The sequence below is a fragment of the Streptomyces sp. XD-27 genome, from assembly GCF_030553055.1.
In the GTDB taxonomy this organism is placed as follows: Bacteria; Actinomycetota; Actinomycetes; order Streptomycetales; family Streptomycetaceae; genus Streptomyces.
Map to the genome: position 1 here is coordinate 88,158 of NZ_CP130713.1, position 18,227 is coordinate 106,384.

The 18,227-nt window shown below is 69.9% G+C and carries 11 protein-coding genes and 6 pseudogenes; 8 read left to right on the top strand and 9 right to left on the bottom strand.

The genetic code is table 11. The annotated features are described in order from the left end of the window. Positions 1 to 2: 2 nt before the first annotated feature. Genes Q3Y56_RS00295 through Q3Y56_RS00305 form a run of 3 tightly spaced genes read right to left on the bottom strand, consistent with a single transcriptional unit; the run spans position 3 to position 4,742 of the window. On the bottom strand, positions 3 to 2,804 hold the full coding sequence (locus Q3Y56_RS00295) for an AAA family ATPase (protein ID WP_304459998.1): 2,802 nt from the start codon (positions 2,802 to 2,804) through the stop codon (positions 3 to 5). Continuing rightward, positions 2,801 to 3,940, bottom strand: coding sequence for a hypothetical protein (locus tag Q3Y56_RS00300; protein ID WP_304459999.1), 1,140 nt, complete (start codon positions 3,938 to 3,940; stop codon positions 2,801 to 2,803). Before Q3Y56_RS00300 ends, Q3Y56_RS00295 begins: the two co-directional genes overlap by 4 nt. Positions 3,941 to 3,986: 46 nt before the next feature. After that, positions 3,987 to 4,742, bottom strand: coding sequence for a hypothetical protein (locus Q3Y56_RS00305; protein ID WP_304460000.1), 756 nt, complete (start codon positions 4,740 to 4,742; stop codon positions 3,987 to 3,989). A gap of 431 nt (positions 4,743 to 5,173) precedes the next feature. Here Q3Y56_RS00305 and Q3Y56_RS00310 point away from each other — a divergent pair, with 431 nt between their 5' ends. The 6 genes and pseudogenes from Q3Y56_RS00310 to Q3Y56_RS00335 all read left to right on the top strand — a co-directional run bounded on the left by Q3Y56_RS00310 (position 5,174) and on the right by Q3Y56_RS00335 (position 10,759). Further along, the gene (locus Q3Y56_RS00310; protein ID WP_304460001.1) at positions 5,174 to 5,707 is read left to right on the top strand and encodes a hypothetical protein; all 534 of its coding nucleotides are present in this window, start codon (positions 5,174 to 5,176) and stop codon (positions 5,705 to 5,707) included. A gap of 364 nt (positions 5,708 to 6,071) precedes the next feature. Continuing rightward, a pseudogene (locus Q3Y56_RS00315) lies at positions 6,072 to 6,428 on the top strand (ATP cone domain-containing protein); the annotation flags it as partial. 48 nt (positions 6,429 to 6,476) lie between these two features. After that, positions 6,477 to 7,841 carry a condensation domain-containing protein gene (locus Q3Y56_RS00320; protein WP_304465418.1) on the top strand — a complete coding sequence of 455 codons (1,365 nt, stop codon included), beginning with the start codon at positions 6,477 to 6,479 and terminating at the stop codon, positions 7,839 to 7,841. Beyond that, the gene (locus tag Q3Y56_RS00325) at positions 7,838 to 7,960 is read left to right on the top strand and encodes a hypothetical protein (RefSeq protein ID WP_304460002.1); all 123 of its coding nucleotides are present in this window, start codon (positions 7,838 to 7,840) and stop codon (positions 7,958 to 7,960) included. The genes Q3Y56_RS00320 and Q3Y56_RS00325 overlap by 4 nt, the downstream gene beginning before the upstream one ends. A gap of 60 nt (positions 7,961 to 8,020) precedes the next feature. Beyond that, positions 8,021 to 8,407: pseudogene (locus Q3Y56_RS00330) on the top strand (LLM class flavin-dependent oxidoreductase); the annotation flags it as partial. A 1,005-nt stretch (positions 8,408 to 9,412) separates the two neighbouring features. Beyond that, positions 9,413 to 10,759, top strand: coding sequence for an MATE family efflux transporter (locus Q3Y56_RS00335; RefSeq protein WP_304460003.1), 1,347 nt, complete (start codon positions 9,413 to 9,415; stop codon positions 10,757 to 10,759). Between the two features lie 87 nt (positions 10,760 to 10,846). Here the strand turns inward: Q3Y56_RS00335 and Q3Y56_RS00340 are convergent. Then, positions 10,847 to 11,296, bottom strand: a pseudogene (locus Q3Y56_RS00340) (condensation domain-containing protein); the annotation flags it as partial. Positions 11,297 to 11,316: 20 nt separating this feature from the next. Between Q3Y56_RS00340 and Q3Y56_RS00345 the strand changes: the two are divergent. Next, positions 11,317 to 11,990 (top strand): annotated as a pseudogene (locus Q3Y56_RS00345) (transposase); the annotation flags it as partial. Between the two features lie 573 nt (positions 11,991 to 12,563). On the opposite strand, the gene Q3Y56_RS00350 reads toward Q3Y56_RS00345, so the two are convergent. Next, positions 12,564 to 13,193 (bottom strand): hypothetical protein, encoded by a 630-nt coding sequence (locus Q3Y56_RS00350; RefSeq protein ID WP_304460004.1) that lies wholly within the window; start codon positions 13,191 to 13,193, stop codon positions 12,564 to 12,566. A 251-nt stretch (positions 13,194 to 13,444) separates the two neighbouring features. On the opposite strand from Q3Y56_RS00350, the pseudogene Q3Y56_RS00355 reads away from it, so the two are divergent. Beyond that, positions 13,445 to 13,599: pseudogene (locus tag Q3Y56_RS00355) on the top strand (IS5/IS1182 family transposase); the annotation flags it as partial. A gap of 64 nt (positions 13,600 to 13,663) precedes the next feature. Here Q3Y56_RS00355 and Q3Y56_RS00360 read toward each other — a convergent pair. From Q3Y56_RS00360 to Q3Y56_RS00375, 4 genes and pseudogenes are all read right to left on the bottom strand, one after another. After that, positions 13,664 to 14,053: a hypothetical protein gene (locus Q3Y56_RS00360; RefSeq protein ID WP_304460005.1), complete on the bottom strand. Its 390-nt coding sequence runs from the start codon at positions 14,051 to 14,053 to the stop codon at positions 13,664 to 13,666. A gap of 412 nt (positions 14,054 to 14,465) precedes the next feature. Beyond that, positions 14,466 to 15,992: an alpha/beta hydrolase gene (locus tag Q3Y56_RS00365; protein WP_304460006.1), complete on the bottom strand. Its 1,527-nt coding sequence runs from the start codon at positions 15,990 to 15,992 to the stop codon at positions 14,466 to 14,468. A gap of 486 nt (positions 15,993 to 16,478) precedes the next feature. Next, positions 16,479 to 17,246, bottom strand: a pseudogene (locus Q3Y56_RS00370) (transposase). 105 nt (positions 17,247 to 17,351) lie between these two features. Further along, on the bottom strand, positions 17,352 to 18,161 hold the full coding sequence (locus tag Q3Y56_RS00375; protein ID WP_304460007.1) for a transposase family protein: 810 nt from the start codon (positions 18,159 to 18,161) through the stop codon (positions 17,352 to 17,354). Positions 18,162 to 18,227 lie beyond the last annotated feature (66 nt).

The window sequence follows — 18,227 nt, forward strand, 5'->3', positions numbered from 1 at the left end:
TTCTAGGTCCGCACGGTGTGCTGGGCGAGGTGGGCGAGGACCGCGTGATGGGCTTCCCAGCCGTCGGGGGTCTTCGAGGTGACTCCGAGGTGGACGGGGTCGTTGGATGGGTGGGCGTCCAGAAGTGGGGCGATACCGGCGCGGGTGATGACGATGCAGGCGTGACGGTGGCGGGATGCGAGGACGCACAGGCGGCCGGCTTCCAGGTGGAAGGCGGAGGCGTCCCAGCGGCCGGAGAGCGGGTGCAGCACGATGGTGACGCTGAATTCGCGGCCTTGGAGCCGGTTGGCGGTGTCGACGGTGACGCCGTGCAGTCGCGGGTAGTGGCGTGCCAGGAGCTCGTTGATGTAGTGGGCCTGGCTGCGGTGGGCGACGCCGATGGCCAGGTCGCGGGGTTCCAGGACGCGTCCTTGAGGGTGGTTGTCGCAGGATGCCGTGGTTTGCCGGTGAAGCAGCCCGGCGGCTGTCTCCAGGGCGGTGTGGAAGGCTTCGGCGTCGATGCGGTGGGTGATGCGGGCGGGCAGTTCCAGCAGGGCCCATCCGGTTCGGGCGGCAGTCTCGAGGGCCTTGTCGACGGGAGTGCGCCTGCCCATCGCTGTGAAGGTGAGGGTCCGCTCCGTCTGGTGGCTCGCGGCTTCGAAGGGGGTGAAGGTGTAGAAGGCGTCGCGGATCAGGGGGACGGCGGTGGGCGGCAGGCGCCAGGACGTGCTCAGGGTGTGTACGGGCAGGTCGCGGTTTTGGGCGAGAAGGACGGCGACCGCACTGTTCATGGGGTCGTGGGGCAGGCCGACCCAGCGGTGAGTCCTGATCGTGGAGAACGGGTCGAGCTGTCCGGGGTCGCCCACGAAGAGGGCTTGGTCGAAGAGGTGGCCGGTACGCAAGAGTGCGTCGGAGCGCATCTGGTAGGCCTCGTCGATGATGGCCCATGGCCACCGGCGGTCGTGGACGGTGGCCCATTTCATGGCGGTACCCACGACGACGTGGGCCGTTTTCAGGCTTTCGATGCGGTGGCCGACGCGTACGCCGGGCAGTGCCAGCATGTCGGGTGGGACTGTGTGGTTCGCTGCGGTGAGCCGAGCTGTTGGCAGGCGGGAGTGGGCCAAGCGTCGTACGAGGTCGTCGGCCTGGGTGTTGGTCTGGGTGATGACGATGCAGGGGGCGCCGTGGTGCGCGAGGGTCTGCGCGGCGTGGATGACCAGGGTGGTTTTACCGGCGCCAGGCGGTGCGTCGACCACCAGCCCGGGGTGGGTGAGCGTGGGCAGTTGCTCCACGATCGCGCGTTGCGCGTGGTCTTCCTGGTGGTGCGGCGATGGCGGGGGCGAGTGGGGTGCCGCTTTTGCTCGTTGTCGCTCTGGGGGTGGGTGCGGAGGGCCTGCGTGGGTCCATGGAATCTGATCGGGCAGCGGGAATTGCGGCATCCGGTGGTAGTGGTCGGGGGCGAGGGTGCACACGAGGAAGGCGCCGGTGTCGGGGAGGACGGTGTGGCGGGGGCGGGCCGGGGTGCCCATGCCGGCGGTGATTTCGAGGTCGACGAAGGTGTCGCTGTCGCGGGGGGTGATCGCCCGGACCGTGTAGCGGGCGTCGCGGTGGGTGTGGCAGGCCAGGATCTGGCCGGGTTCCAGGCGCAGCGGATCGGTGGTTGAGACGGTGAAGCGGGGGCGCCATTGGGCTCGTTTACTGCTTCCGTACACGAGGTGGTCGGCATCGACGGTGGTGACGGTGCCGCCGAAGGCTTCTCCGGTGGTGCGCAGTTCGGCGCGGGTGAAGGGGTCATCGAGGGCTCGTTCGGCGGCGAAGGCCGCGGCGGCGTGCTCCCTGCGAGCCAGGCCGATGGCGGCGGCGACGGCATCGTCGCGGGCGCGCTGGGGGCGCCTGTCTTGGGCGAGGTAGGCGGTCATGTCGGTGAACTCGGTGCGTTCCCGTTTCCATCGGCGCCGGGTGCCGTCAGCCTCGGGCAGAGCCTGCAGAAGGGTGTAGGCCTGCCACATGCGTTCCCAGGTCGGTTGCATGTAGTGAGCCAGGAGGATGCGGAGGTCGTTCAGGCAGCGGGCCTGCTCGCGCGGACCGGCGCGATAGGCATGGAAAAGGGGAGCCAGGTAGTCGGTGTCGAAAGCCGGATCGGTGGCCGGGCCGGCCGAGCGGTGGGTGGCGGGGTCTTCCGCTGCCAGTGCGGGGTGATGGCCGCTGGCGGTGTGGCGGGATGGGTCGATCCACGCCAGCAGGGTGGCCACGTCCTCGTCTTCAAGGGGGCTTTGCCCAGTGACCCAGTGCATGGCGAGAAAGCCGGTCAGGGGGATGAGGGCGGATGTGCCGGGGAGCTCGGCGCGGCCGGCGAAGAAGGTCAGCCACTGGCCCAGGCGCCGCACCGAGCAGGAGTCGACGGAGCCGCCGTCAACAGGACGCAGCCGCAGGTCGCGTCCGAGAGTGTTCAAGTAGGCCACGGCATGGGGGTTGGGCACCAGGAGTTGCGGGGCGTCGAGGAAGCGCTGCCGTGCCGGCCTGGTGGAGGTGGCGGGCAGGTGCTCATGACGCCGCTGGTGTTCTTCGATGTAGGCGGTGACCCTCGAGGCGAGGGAGGTGAGCATGGGGGTGGTGCTGCCCGTCGGCGGCGCGAGGAAGAGTTCGGGGCGGGCGGGGTCGGTGCCGAGCATGACGGCCAGGGGCCTGGCCGCTGTGCCCGATTGCTTCAGGGGCAGCAGCATCAGGGGCCGGTCGCTCAGATGCAGGTGGCGAAGCCGACTGGTGGGCAGGGCGTTGCCGGTGGCAGCGGCGCGCATCCGCAGCAGGGTGGTGAGCAAGCTCATGTCGTGCCTGCCAGGAAGTCGGCATGGACACGTTGCGCGTGGCGGAGCGCCTGGGTGATGTCGGACCGGTCCCGTGAGGGGTGCTGGTGGCCGTCGGTAAGGGCCAGTGCCAGGGCGATGTCGTCGATGCCTGCGACGTCGTCGCGGACCGTGGTGCCCAGGACTTCGGTCCGGCCTTGGTGGCGTGCTTCGTTACGGCAGAAGTGGGCCAGTTCGCAGTGATGCAGGCAGCCGGGGCTGTAGTGCGCACGGGGGGCAGACAGTGCTGCGGCGAGTTCCTCGCGGGGCCGCGTCGGGTTCGCCTCGCGATCCGGGGCCAGGTCGAAGGTGGTACTGGGGGGCAGCTGGTCGAGCAGGTCAGGCAGGCGGCGGAGCCGGCCGAGATGCCAACTGAGCGATTTGATCTTCTGGGCCGCGTCGGCGAGGGTCGCGGTGGGGCGGTGGGAGAAGTCGCGGGGATTGACCAGGACCACACGGTTGGAGACGCGCTCGGGTGGGAGGCCCCCCTCGGCCAGGAGCTCGCGCAGGGCCAGGACGTAGGCCGCGGCCTGGGTCAGCGCCGCGGCGACTTTGGCGGGATCGGCTTGGCCGTCGATGACCGGGAAGGATTCAATCTCCACGATGTGGAAGGTCTCGTGGTGCTGGAAGGCGACGATGTCGGGTTCCAGGTAGACGGGGTGGCCGGCGACGGTCAGGCGCAGCACGGGGTGGTCGAGCAGAGTGCGGGCGCGTGTTTTGTCACGGGCCGCGCCGAGGATGAGATTACGGGTGTGGGAGTGGCGCAGCGGCAGCGATGACGGCTCACGGCCGCCCACGGCGTTCACGTCCTCGTATGACACCTCGGGCAGGGTGAGGTCGAGGGTCTCGCGGAGTAATTGCACCAGTTCGGCGCCGGCTTGGGTGGTGACCCGGCGTTCGAAGGCGGCGCCATGGTCGAGGGCGATCGCGGATGTGCACAGCGGCCGTGGCAGGTTCAGGTGCGCGGCGAGGGCGTCCTTGTCGACGCCGGCCGCATCGAGCAGGGCGCGCCGGTCACATTCGGGGTTGACGGTCAGCGCGGCCAGGGTTTTGGCGGTGTGCGGGACAGGGGGGCTGGATCCTCTCAGGGCGTCCAGTCGCGCGGCGAGCAAATTCACGGTTCTTCCTTGGATCAAGGTGCGGTGGTGCGGTCGCGGCGCGCGGTCAGGACGTGCGGTGCAGGCGAGTGACGTTGCGCAGGGTGTGGCCGAAGAGCTGCTCCACGTCGGCGAGTTGCTGTGCGCGGCGGGCGGTCTCGGTGCGGGTGTCGGCTTCGTCGTCGGCGTGGATTGCCAGTTCGGCTGCGGCGGCGCGGCGCAGCGCGTCCAGGTCGAGCGGCCCCTTGGTGGGGCAGCCGGGAATGTTGCGGTTGTAGTGCAGCAGGAGTCGGCGGACGGGCTCCTGCTGCAGGGAGTCGTCGGCGCGGGCCTGGGAGGCTTCCGCGAGTCGCAGGGCCGAGGTGAGGAAGTGGACACGGTGGGTGAGCGGGCCCACCACGCGTTGCTCCAACGGCCAGGTGCTGAGGGCGAGGAGAGCGCGGACCGGGGCGAGCAGGTCGGATGTCAGGGCCGAGCAGATGTAGTAGGCGCGTGCATAGGGCGAGGAGCGGAAGGAGCGTTCCTCATCCCGGCGCACGGCGGCCAGTCGCGCGGTGTTCAACGGGCCGGAGAAGAAGGCCTCGTGAACCAGGCTGACCAGCTTGGGCGCGGCGGGAACAGTGAGGAGCGTCAGCACCTGGTGGACCTGCTCCCGGGCGGGCAGCCCCGGCTCGGCCGTGGACTGGAGCTGTGGCTGCATCTGCGGCGGGGCCGGCACGGGCGCGTCATCGGAGCCGAACAGGGCGTTGTAGGCGTTCTGGGTGCGCTTGAGTTCAGGCGACCTCCTCTTCGGCGCCGTCGGCGGAGCGCTCGCTCCCCTCATCGGACCCGCCTGGCGCGGCCTCAAGGGGCTGTTCAGCAAGGCTCCCGCAGGGGCGCCTCGTTATGGCCCAGGAGCGGCGCACCCCCGTGACCCCTCTATCACCGGTAAAGCCCCTGAAGCGCCAACGATCGATGTAGGCAACTACAGGGGAAGGTTCCAAGCGTCTTTGCACCGTAACGGCATGAAGCGATTGCCGGACGACTGGGACGCCCATCACGCCATCCCGCAGGAGTACCGGAACCACCCGGGGTTCATTAACTTCGACTTCGATGCCCCATCCAACATGCGTGGGGTTCCTGGCAGTAGGATGAAGTCGCGTGGCGCCAACGTTCACCAGGAAATAACCAATCAATGGAAGTGGTTCCGGGATACGAACCCAAATGCTACGCGCGCGGAAATAGAAGACTTTGCCGAGCAAATAGACAGGGGATATGGTGACTATTACTGGAGAGAGCCTCGATAGCTGGATCGCGGCGATGTCGCAGCTGTCCGCGAGTTTCACTCGGACTTTCGAAGGCAAATACGGCTACCCGCCGGGCGAGAACAGGGTTGTCGAGGCTACCGGTGATAGCGATACTAAATCGCACCTTGCAGTGTTGAAGGAAGCGGAGGTCGGGGACCTGGTCGCCTTCTATTCGCGAGTAGCGGAGGTGTCACTTCCTGATGTGGGCTCCGGATTCTTCGTTCACGCAGCCGAGTCGGTAATCGACGGCATGAACGGAGATCAGCCAACCAGGGTAGCGGGCTCCGCTGATGAGCCGATCATCGTTTTCGGCTCAGACGGCGGGGGATCCCTGTTCGCGCTCGGTGCTTCAGAAGGTCTGATCTATCGCCTAACCGGTGGCACTCTGATCGGCTCCGTCTACGAGGTGGAAGATTCTGGCCTCGAAGTCGTGGCGCGGAACTTGTGGGGGTTCTTGCAGTATCTACGCGAAGCCTTCTCTGAGTCCATTTCTGGAGAATGAGAGTTATAACGCCTAACGGGCGCGTTGGGCCGATGACCACCGGCTGGGCACGCCGGGGCGAGCACTGTCTCGTCTCCGTGGGTCCCCGGGCAGTGCCCGGACGACAGCCTTCGGAACATCGACCACGTGGTGCAGCAACATCGCCTCGGAGACCGGCCGGGGCGTCGCCCAGCGCAGCATGACGCCAGCGCGTCCGGGCGGGATGAGCACCTTGTTGTATCCCCGGTGGAGACGGTCGGCGTGCAGCTCGCAAGGGCGGCGACCTCGGCGTGGACCGCGTTCTCGCCGCCCGGCACGCGCGGCCCACACCTCACCGTGCCCCCTGACTGACATGCGCAGCGGTTCACTCAGACGCTGATCAGCGATGGGCCGCCGGTCGCGCGTCGTCGACAGCCGGACCACTGATGACGGCTGCTCGATCCGAAGACGCCGCCAGTGCCCGGACTGCTCCCGGCGGTTCACAACCGCCGAGACCGCGTCACTGATGGTGATCAAGCGGAACGGGGTCACCGAGCCCTTCAGTCGCAACAAGGTCATCTCCGGCGTGCGCAAGGCGTGCCAGGGCCGCCCGGTCACCGAGGACGCACTGGCGCAGCTCGGTCAGCGGGTCGAGGAGGCCGTGCGCGCCACCGGCAGCGCCGAGCTGTCCACCCATGACATGGGGCTCGCCATACTCGGCCCGCTCAAGGACCTCGACCTCGTCGCCTACCTGCGCTTCGCGGTGCAGCTCACCGTCGCGGAGTTCTACCGCTGCCGCACCGCCGGGGAGGTGGCCCGGCTGCTCGCGGACGCGACTTCGGCGGTCCCCACGACGGCGGACGGCTCCAGGAGCTGCCGGCCGACGGACCGCCGCCCGTCCTGCCGCCCGGAGCGCCGCCTCGCCCACCCGGGGGCGGCAGCGGGGAGCAAGACCTTCGTCCTGGAACTCGCCACCCCGCCGGAGCCCCGGCGGCTGCGCCTCGCGCTGGAGGCGGTCCTGCGGCGCCACCCGGCCCTTCGCCTGTGCGCCGAACCCGACGGCAGCGCACTGCGGGTGCGCCCACTCGACGATCTCGACCTCTTTCTCGCAGAAGTGACGCCCGGGCGGTCCGTCGAGCCCGCGAACCGCCCGGCCTGGCTGCACCGCTCGGCGCAGGCCCGCGTGCCCGACCCTCGCAGGGATCCGCTGCTGCGGCTGATGCTCTCCGCGCCGCAGGACGGGCCCACGCTCCTGGCCCTGACCGTGCACCCGCTGGCACTGGACGGCCTCGGACTGCTGAGCCTGTGCCACGATCTGTCCACCGCCTATCAGGACCCGGGCCCCCTGGGCCCGGAGGACCGGGGATTCCTAGGGCAGCCGACCTGGCGTCACGAGCTGCCCGGCAGCGTGCCGGCGAAGCACGCCGCCGAGGTGTGGCGCGGCCTGCTGGGCGGCCGGGACCGGTCCCCGGCCGGCTTCGCGGATTCGAGCGGGGCGTCGGCCGAAGCCGGGGGCGAGGTCATCGGCAGGGACACCGAGTCCCCATGGGCCCCGAGGCCGGAGCTGCACGCCGCGATCCGGTCGGCCTGCGCCCGGGACGGGATCGCGCCGTACGCCGTCCAGCTCACCGCCTTCGCCATCGCCGCGGCCGTGGCCGAGGGGGGCGAGCTGCGGATCGCCCTGCCGTGGGACGGCCGGGCCGCAGCCGGACTGGAGACGTCCGTCGGCGCGTTCGCCGACATCGTGCCGCTGCCCGTCGCGATCCGTCCCGGGCAGCCGGTCGGCGCCGTCCTGTCGGCCGTGCTCGCCACCCTCGACCGGATCGGGAGCGTCCGCCCCGTGCCGTACGCGGACGTGGCGGCCGCGGATCCATCTCTCGCCTGTGAACCGGACGTGGTGTTCGGCTATGCCTGGGACAACGGCGAGGACGTCACCTTCGGCGGGAAGGGGGCGCGTTGGGTGGGGCCCGAGCCGCTCCAGCCGGGTGTGCGCGTGCACTTCTCGGTCGTGGACGGCGCTGACGGGTTCCGGGTGCACGCCCGGTCCCGGGCCGACGGCCCCGGCGCGGCGGTGCTGCTCTCGGCGTACCGGACCGCTCTCTACGCGCTGGTGTTCGATCCGCAGGCGCGGGCCGACGGCTGCCCGGACACCGACGGCACGAGTGAGGACGTATGAGGTTCAGCCTGTTCTTCTTCGCCAACGGGGACGACCCCGACGAGCAGTATCGGCTGCTCATCGAGGCGTCCAGGTTCGCCGACGCCGAGGGCTTCTCGGCCGTCTGGACACCGGAGTGACACTTCCATCCGTTCGGCGCGCCCTTCCCCAACCCGGCGGTCACGGGGGCGGCGGTCGCCGCGGTCACCCGCCGGGTCGCGGTGCGGGCCGGCAGCGTGGTGCTGCCGCTGCACGATCCGCTGCGGGTCGCCGAGGAATGGGCCGTGGTGGACCGCCTCTCCGGCGGCCGGGCCGAGGTGGCGTTCGCCTCCGGGTGGAATCCGCAGGACTTCGCCCTCGCACCACAGCGCTTCGCCGAGGCCAAGGAAGAGATGCGCCGGGGGATCGGCGAGGTGCTCCGGCTCTGGTCCGGTGCCGCCGTCGAGCGCACCGGCCCCGGGGGGGGCGCCGCTATCCCGTCCGGACCTACCCAACGCCTCGGCACGGCGGGTTGCCGCTGTGGATCACGGCGGCGGGCTCGCCACAGACCTATGCACTGGCCGGGGAGCTGGGTGCCGGGGTGCTGACCCATCTGCTCGGTCAGTCACTGGACGAACTGGAGGAGAACCTGGCCGGATACACCGACGCCCTGACCACGCACAGCCACGGCATGGAGCGGGAACGCGTCTGCGTCATGGTGCACACCCATCTCGGGCCCGACCGCCAGCGGGCCCTAAACCTCGCCAGGGGCCCGCTCATGGCCTACATGCGCTCCTCACTCAGCCTGTTCGGCCTCAAGTCTGCCGCTCCGGCCGACGACAGTACCGGCGACAAGGCACTTGAGGAGCTGCTGGAACTCGCCTACCAGGACTTCTCCCGCGATCGCTGCCTGCTTGGCTCGCCGGCGGACGCACTACCGCTGATCGAGGCGCTGGCCGAGATCGGGGGCGACGAGATCGGCTGTCTCATCGACTTCGGCATCGGCACCGACGAGGTCCTGCACGGCCTTGAGACCCTGGCCGAGTTGAACCGCCGATGCGCCGAGCTGTCAGCGCCCCCGGATCCGGGTCGGCACCGAGGGGACCGCGGCAGCTGCTGGTCCTGCACCACGCAGGCGGCTCGGCAGGGCCGTATCAGCGGCTCGTCCATGCGTTCGGCGGCGGCCGCGGTCGGGAGGCTGTCGCTGCGCGACTACCTGCTCGGGGTCCTGCGGGCCGACTTCGCCGTGGCCGACGGCCACCGGGCCACCGCGGGCGCGCAGCTGCGCCGGACCCGCGGCGCGGTCTTCCGCAGCCTGGCCGACCCGGTGGCCTCGCCGGACGGCTGGTGCGGGGCGTTCCGGCAGCCGATGACCGGCCACGCCTTCGCGGGCGGCCATCTCTCCCTCGTCGACCGGGTCGAGGAGGTGGCGGATCGCATCGACGCTGAGCTCGACCGGCTCCGGCCGCGCGGACCGGAGCCGGTGCGCCGCTCGCCAGCGGTGGGACCGCCCGACCGGCGGCGTGATGGGCCACGCAGCCGGGCCCGCTGCCCAAGGCCCTGCCCACGCACCCGGGTTGGACATCCACGAAGATCGGACAGGAGCACTTTCAGTGACAACGAACAACGGGCGGCCAGTGACCGCGGCACTGATCAGGCAGATCGCCGCGGCCGCGCTGCCGCTCTACTTGTCGATGATCTCGGCCTCGGCGGGCGCTGTGGTGGACACCGCCGTCCTGGGCCACCACAAGACCGCGGCATTGGCGGGTCTCGCCGTGACCATGGCCGTCTTCGGCCCGGCCACCGCGGCGATCGCCGGCGCGCAACGCGGTGTGATGCCCTTCGTGACGGAGCACCAGGACGAACCGGCGCAGCTCGTCTCGGTCCTGCGCAACGGGATGTGGCTGGCCGTGGCCACCGGTGGTCTGGGCGCCGTCGCGGTCGCGGCGGTGCCGTGGATCGGCCGGGTCGGGGGCGTGCCGGACGCCACCCTCGATCAGCTCGGCCTGTTCCCGGTCCTGCTGGCGGCGGCCACCTTGTTGACCGCGGTGTCGACCACGGCGGGCTCCGCCCTGATCGGGCTGGGCCGGGGCCACCTGGTGATGCGCGCCGGACTGGCCGGCACGGGGTCGGCCGTGGTGCTGTCGCTGCTCCTGGTCGGCGGCCCCGGTCCGCTGCCCTCCCTCGGTCTGGCGGGCGCCGGGATCGCGATGCTGGCCTCCAGTGCGATCAGCGCCGTGGTCGCGCAGGTCGCGCTCCGACGGTCACCACAACTGGCAGGTCACTCCCTGAGGTTGGGGCGCCCGCAGCCAGCACAGGTGATCGGGCTGGCCCGGGTCGGCATTCCGCTGGCCGCCACCGTACTGATCAAGTTCGCGGTCCTGGGCGCGCTGGCCTTCTCAGCCACCCGAATCAACACGGAGGCAGCCGCCGTGCACAGCGTCGCGGTGTCGCTGGTGAACCTGATGTTCACCGCGGCCGTGGCGGTCGGGCAGGCCCTCGTGCCGGTGGTGGCGGAGCGGCTGAAGGAGCATGACCTGGCGGGTGTGCGGGCCGGGGCGGTGTCAGGGCTGGTCGTCGCCGCCGGGGCGGTGCTGTTGCTCGGCGGACTGCTCACGGTGGCGCGCGGGCCCGTGCTGGCGGTGTTCAGCACGGACCCCGGAGTGCGGGACGGCTTGGTGGACCTGCTGCCGCTCGTGCTGGCGGCGACCCTGGCGGACGCCTTCCAGGCCCTGTTCGGCTTCGGGCTGATCGGTGTCCGGCGGACCCTGCCGAGCATGCTCTGCTTCGCGGCCTGCTACGGCGTGTTGGCCGTCTTGGCCGGACCGGCGGCGGCCGGCGGCGGCCTCACCGCACTGTGGGGCACGCTGGCGGTGGTCAACCTGGTCCTGATCGCGGCCCAGGGCTGGTGCTTCCGTCGTTACAGCGCCCTGGCGGTCGCGGCCCCGGTGCCGGTCTGACCCGTCGGCCCGTCCGCCCTCGGGCCGCCCCGCCAGTGGGGGCCGGTCCGGGGGCGGACGGCCTTGCGCGCGGTGGGGTGCGCCCGTTCAGTGCGCGGGCGCCGACCGGTCAGGGGCGGGCCGGTCGGCGAGCTCCACCGCCCCGACGGGCCTGTCCGGCTGCTCCACCGCGGCCCGCAACAGAGCGACCAGGCCGTCCAACAGCCAACGGGCCGTCGTCTCCCCAAAGAGGTCGGCCGCGTACTCGATCCCGCCCGTGATCCCGCCCGGGCCGCCACTGCCGCTCTCCGGGTGTTCAGTCAAGGTGAACGTCAGGTCGAACTTGACGGTGTCCGTTGCCAGTTCGCGATGGCGTACGGTCAGACCCGGCGCCTCGGGAAGCCGCGGTGGCTCGACCTGGAACGCGAGCAGGACCTGGAAGAGCGGGTGGTAGGCCCTGGACCTGGGCGGCGTCACGACCTCCACCACCTGGTCGAACCGCGTTTCCTGGCGAGCAAGGAACTCCAGATCCGCCTCCCGGACCCGCGCCAGCAGCTCGGCCGTCGACGGGTTGCCGGCGGAAGCAACGGGCGGCGCATGATCCGGGGAAGATCCTTCTGGATGTGGCTCTTGCGGTCGCGCTGGGCGGGGACTGCCTGGCCGATGTCGGGACGCTGCGGGCGGAGCCGGCCGTGTTCGGGCCGGTGGCCTCCGATCCGACCGTCTCAGCCTGATCGATGCTCTCGCGGCGGCCGGGCCGAGGCCCTGACGGCAGTCCGGTCCGCGCGCCGAAGTCCGGGAACAGGTCGGGAAAATGGCCGGTTCGGCGGCGCCGGGTACGGACGGTCAGGTGATCGTGGATCTGGATGGCGTGCTGGTCCTGGCCCACTCCGACAAGCAGGACGCCGCCGCGACTTGGAAGAAGACCTATGGCCATCACCCACTGATGGCGTTCGTCGACCACGGCAGCGGCGGGAGCGGGGAGCCGGTCGCAGCCCTGCTGCGACCGGGCAACGCGGGCAGCAACACCGCAGCCGACCACATCGAAACCGCCCAACTCGCTCTGGCTCAGCTGGCGAAGAACCACCGGCGCGGACGCCAGACACTCATCCGTACCGATTCCGGTGGTGGGACGCACGAGTTCGTGGCCTGGCTCGCCCGGCGCGGGAGGTGGCTGTCGTACTCAGTCGGCATGACCATCACCGAGCAGATCCACCAGGCCGTCCTAAGGGTTCCGGCCTCGGCCTGGACCCCGGCCCATCTGCGATCGGCTCCGGCGTTCCGGTGTGCTGCACGAGTACGGGCGCGAGAAGCTGACGGTTCATCCGTGCCGGAGGGTTGTGGCCTGCGTCCGGTGCGGACACCAATTCGGGTGGGTCCGGCACGTGAACCGCCTCGTCGCAGTGGGCTGCCTCCCGGTGGCGCAGCGGCCGGACTATGTCACCCCGAACCGAACGGCCACGCCCTGCGACTACGCACAGATCTGTCGGCGGTGCGGCGAGGCGGTCAGCGACGTCGTCACCGAGCAGGACTGGGATACCCCATGGTGGGGCGGCAGGTGCCGACGATGCGGCGAGAGGTGGGTCGACGACGGGGACTGACCGGCCGTGCCGCCAGGAAGCCCTTCGAGCGCCCGAGCCGACAGCCGCGTGGACAGCACGGCGGGCTTCCTGGGGGATGCACGAGCCGCGGTCGACATCGCACACCCTGTCCTGCGATGCGGCTGCTGCACGCCGCCTGCGTCAGGTGCGGGCCGGCGGCGATTCTTCTGCCCGGCCCCGTATGAGACGCAGGATCCACCCCGCTTTCGGCGCACCCGCGCGCGTCATTCCGACAGCCGTGAACGTCGCCGCCGCTGCTGTTGCGGTAGCGGTGAACGCGACAACCAGCCAGACACCCCCGACAGGGGCGTTCGTCTGCGGCGCGGCGAACCCTCCGGGCACCGCGTACACCACGAGCCGGTCTCCTGCCTCCGCGCCGGCGGGGCACGCCTCCCCAGCGGGACGAAGTCCGACTCCCTGAGGTTCCGTTCGAGTTCCGTACCGTCGAGCCGCTCCAGCGAACACTCCCACCAGACTCCGGTGACCTTCCCCGTCGGCGCGGTCCTCTCATGCCGAACGGCCTTGGTGACAACGGTCTCCAGCCGCTCGCCCCACACGTCGAGCACGGCCTGGTCGAGAAACATCAGCAACCCCACGGCCAGCAGACACTCCACGATTGCCGCCACCCCGAAGTGCCAAGGACCAAGACGGATGAAGCACACAGCGATCAGCGCGAACCCCACACCGAGAAGCAGCAGCCCCGCAACAACGACCACCGCTGGGTGAGGCCACCACGCGGGAACGAGCACCACCGTCACCACGGCCAGCCCCCACGTCAGCACCGAAGCGGTGACCCCCACCAGCGCACCGGCCACCCGCAACCGCGGTCTCCCGCTCACCGCCACCTCCCCCACCGCCCAAGCGTCCCGTGCGCTTTCATTCCCAGCCTGCGAGCGGTCCGACCCACGTGCGAGCGACTATCCCCATGTCATACCGACCTGCGTAGGAAGCCCGAGTACGACCCGCTCCGGAAGATCGCAAGAATCTGGGAACTGACAACTTAGAGGCCGCGCAGATAGGTACGGGGAGGGGCGCTCGCGAGCAGCGCAGGCTCAGGTCTTGATGATCATAAAGTCGCGACGCTCTGTGATCCCCGGGGAGACCTGTGCCTGCCCTGTTGATATGGCTGACCGAATCACTGTGGGACCAATTCTCGGCACTGCTGCCCGTGCAGCCGGTCTACCACCCAGACCGCCCCTGCGCTGCCACCGCCCGCGTACCAACGTTCGGATCATGCTCGACAAGCTCCTGCAGCTCCTGCAACAGCTGGTGATGTGCCGGTGCTTGGCCGTTGTGTCCGCCTGATTGACCGGGCGACAGTCGCTTATCCGGCTGTCTCCCTGACGGCCTGCCGCAGTTCCCCGGTGTCCGGTGACGTCGTCCGGAGGTTGGCGACCGCTGTCTGTGCGTCCGGCCAGATGTCGAACCGGCCCCAGTGGAGCGGCCAGGCGAAGCGCCGGTCGACGATCCAGGCCAAGTGCGCTTCGACGTCGGCACGGCGCTCGGGTGGTGCGATCGCCATGTCCGGTTCGACGGGTAGACACCAGGTGTGATCGTCGAGTGCGAGGATTCTGCCATCGAAGTGGTCGTAGACATAGTCCCCGTGGAGCGGCAACTCAGCGTCCGCATCCCGAAGAAACGTATAGTCGCCCACGGTTTCGCCGTTGTCGGCCCGCAGGAACCGCAGCACCTTCTCGCCTACCGCGACGATCACGTCGTCAGCGCCCCACAGCACGCCTTGTGTACCGGCCGGGGCGGCGAGCTTGTGCAGTCGTCGTGGCTCGCTGTCGCCCAGCGACCAGACCTCGATATCCCCCGCTGCCGTGAGAACAGCTCCCCGGTCTCCGGACGGTGCCCATGCCCATACCGCGAAGTCCTTGTTCTCAGTACCTGTTCCTGAACTCGGAGCTCGTGTGCTCTGTCCGGGGCGGTGGTCTCGGACAACACGGAGCGGTGTGTGCCCTGACCCTGGATTCATCCGCCGTCCAGGCCGGTCGACCCGAAGTTCGACGGCAAGTTGATCGTTCTCGCCGGTACCGCTGTACCGATGTTCCCCAAGGCCGGTCTCGGTGTGTGCGCCCCGGCGACGCCAGCACCGCCCGCGACGCCGGGTACCGCTGCCAGGGCTACGCCTCGCAGGTCAGGTCGTGCGCGGGGAGCCGTCCCGTGCGCAGGTAGGCGTTGACGCGCTCGTCGACGCAGGCGTTGCCGTACTCGCCGTACAGGCCGTGCTGGCGGGCGCCCTCCACGGTGAGCAGCCGGGAGCTTGGCCACTGCTCGCGCATGGCCTCGGCGCCGGCGTAGAGGGTGCGGGGGTCGCCGGTGGCGTTGACGAGCAGGGCCGGGATGTCGTTGTCGAGCACGGTCGGCGCCTCGGCGGGCCGGTCCCAGAACTCGCAGGGGGTGATGTTGTTGGCCAGCGGCCCGGCGAGGGGGAACCGCTCGCGGGACTCCTCGACCGCGCGCCAGTAGCTGCCGACGCCGCGCCGCTCGGCCACGTCGCCGCAGATGATCGCGGTCATCTGGCTGGCGGGGGCCGAGCCCGCCTTGGTCAGCAGGAATTCCAGTTGCCCGGCGAGCTCTTCGGACGGCTCGACCGGCTTCCGGTCCGCGGCGCGCGCCAGGAGACGTACGGTCTTGGCCAGCGCGGCGCGCCGTTCGTCGAGGTCGCTGCCGAGGCCGCCGATGAAGACGAAGGGGAGCACGTGCTCGTCCAGCAGGTACGCCTCCCCGATCCGCAGCGGCTCGTCCGCAGCGGCGCCGAGGATGTGCTGCACCGTCGCCAGGACCTCGCCGCGCGTGGCGCCGAGACCGTAGGTGCCGTGCCGTGCGGCGGCCCACGACGCCCACGCGCGCAGGGCCGCCTCGTTGGCCGCCTCGGCGCCGCGCAGCATGGTGTGGCTGTAGCGCTCCGGGAGACTGACGCCGTCGAGCACCATGCGGTCGGTGCGGCCGGGGAAGAGCTGGGTGTAGACCTCGCCGAGGTAACTGCCGTAGGAGTAGCCGAGGTAGGAGAGGGTGTCCTCGCCGAGGGCGACGCGGATGACGTCCATGTCGCGGGCGGTGTTGCGGGTGGTGACGTACAGCAGCACGTCACCGTGGGCGCGCTTGCACCGCCCGGCCAGCTCGCGCGCGACGGCGACCTCCTCGCGGTACGCCGCCGGTTCGGCGCCCGCGGAGCGGAGGGGGGCGGAGCCGAGGTCCCAGCCGCAGTCCAGCGGGGTGCTCCGGCCGACGAAGCGCGGGTCCATGCCGATCAGGTCGTAGCGGTCGGCGGCGTCTCCCATCACCTTTGACTTGGTCACTGGCATGCGGAGGCTGGGGCCGGCCGGTCCCCCGTCGTTGAGCAGGAGTGGGCCGACGCGGTGGGCAGTGTCGGTGGCCTTCAGGCGGGAGATGGCGACGGTGATGGTGCGACCGCCGGGGTCGGCGTAGTCGAGCGGCACGGTGATGTCGGCGCAGTCGGCGCCGGCGGCATCCAGTTCCTTGCCGAGCTCGTCGCCGGCGCCGAGGGTGCAGGCGTGCCAGTCGACGCGCTGGCCGTGGAAGCGGGCGAACGGGTCCGGGTCGGCGGAGGCGGAGGCGGTCGTCGCAGTGGCGGCGAACACCGCCACGCACGCAGCAAGGGCCTTGATGTGTCGGGAAGTTGGCATGCCTGCACGCTAGGGTCGGCGGACACCCCCGCAACTCCGGGAAATCCCCGAAACCGGGTGGGGTTGTCCCCCAAAAACTCAGCCCACACGGGTGTAAGTAGTTGCGGCACTCTCTGTACCGCACCTACGTACCTGCTTCTGAACTGGCTCTGGGCAAATCGGCAGCCTTGCTGAGGCGCGGGCAGTGCGCGATGTGACTTGATGTCGCCGAAGTCCGCCAGCCAACGGGGACACCGGTTCAGCGACGACCACAGCGCGCTGTACGTTACGGCGACCACGTACTGGCAGCTAGTGCACGGGAGTGCAGAGTGTCAGAGTCTCCAGGTACAGGCCCAGTTCGCCCTCCAGCGGCTGGACTATCTGCGACTAGTCCATCGGCACCGGGGGCCCCACCCACGAACTCGGTGCCACCGCAGACTAAGGCTTGTCCCGTAACTGATCTTGGACCTGGTGATGGCAAGGTCGGCTGCGGTGCCGCCCGTTGGCCTATCCGGCGAGGGCGAGGTTGTGCAGTCGGGCGATGCCAAGCATCGCGTGATGGACGCCATCGCCCTTGAGACGGCAGTCGCGCAGGATCTTCCAGCCCTTCATGCGGGCGAACGTGTGCTCAACGCGGGCGCGGACCTGCTTGTGCGACCGGTTGTGCTCTTCCTTCCAGAGCGGGAGTTCTTAGCCCTTGCGGCGGCGGTGTGGAATGGCCAGTCCGGTGCCCTGATAGCCGCCATCGGCGATGGTCATTGTCTTGCCGACGGCGGCCTTGGCGCCGGACTCCTCCCAGCCACGGGAGTCGTGCCGGTTGCCTGGCAGGGGCCGGCCGACCACCACGACCAGGCGGGTGTCGGCGTCGATGACCACCTGATGGGCCGTTGAATAGCGGTAGTTCTTCGATTGCTCGGCAATCGTGTGGTCGCGGGTGGGCACGAGAGTCCCGTCCACGATGAGCACGGCGTCCTTGCGGAACCGCCTCCTCGGCTGAAACGCGAGCAGGGGCCCGAGGCGGTCAATGATGCGATCCGCAGCCGACTTGGAGATTCCGAACAGCGGGGCCAGCTGGCGCATTGTCAAGTTCGTGCGCCAGTACGCCACGACCAGTAGGACGCGATCTTCCAACGGAAGCCCCCATGGCCGCCCCCGCCGCAACGTCATGGCACTCTCACGCCGGACCGCGGTGACCAACTTGCCGAAGCAGCGCGGGCTCAGCCCAGTGAACGGGCCTATCCAGGACGGCTCGGACGCCGTGATCACACAAGTCACGCCGAGATCATTTCACCAGCGCGTCGCCGCTTCTTTCATCCAGGCTCACGCCATCCGGCAAGACGACGGTGCCACCAGAGGTCAGTGAGGTTTTCTCAATGGTGATCACTTCCAGATTGCGTTGAGGTCCAGAGCGGGGCGGGGTCTCTCGCCGTTACGGCTGGGTCTGATGGTGACGCGCTGCAGGGCTCGCCAGCGCTGTTTGAGTTCGGCGGCTGCGCGTTCTCCGAGTGCTCGGATGCCTCTGATCAGGTTGTTCGTGGTTCGTGTGTCGGCGTGCAGGGCTTGTTCCGACTGGCCTTTCGGACGACGGATTGGGACGAGGATGCCGATGCCGGCGCCGATGTAGCCCTTGTCTGCGAGGGTGGGCAGACCGTCGGCCGCCGCCTTGTAGAGGGCGGGGAATGCGTGGAGGCGGGCGGCGGTGATGTCGGGGGTGGAGCCGGGTTCGGCGTCGGAGACCCACAGCGGGGTGCCGTCAGGGGCGGCCAGGAACTGTACGTTGCCGCCGAACGCCTTGTGCTTCTGGCTGAACCAGAGGTCATTGCCGTTCTCGCGGAGACCGGCGACGCGGTCGGAGACGATCAGCGTGCCATCGAGGATCACGTGGGTCATGCCCTCGCCTCGGCAGCGGCCGAGAACCTCGTGCAGGTCCGGCGCCTGGCCAGCGAGGACGTCGATGCCTTCGTGGAGGTAGCGGTAGCCGGTTGCCTGGGAGATGCCAGCGTCGCGGGCGAGGCAGTGCACGCAGCTGCGTTCGCGGAACCAGCGCAGGACCAGCACTGCTTGGCGGTACGGGCCCAAGGCGCGTGAGTTCCTCGGAGTCCCGATCCGGCGGCGATGGGCGGCCAGCAGACGGGCGAGGTATTCCACGACGTAGCGGGGGACGTCGAGCGTAGCAACATAGGTGACCAACGTGGGCCTCTGGCTTTTCGCAGCGGACGATCTTGTGGGGAGAACCGTCCTACCAGGGGTCCAACG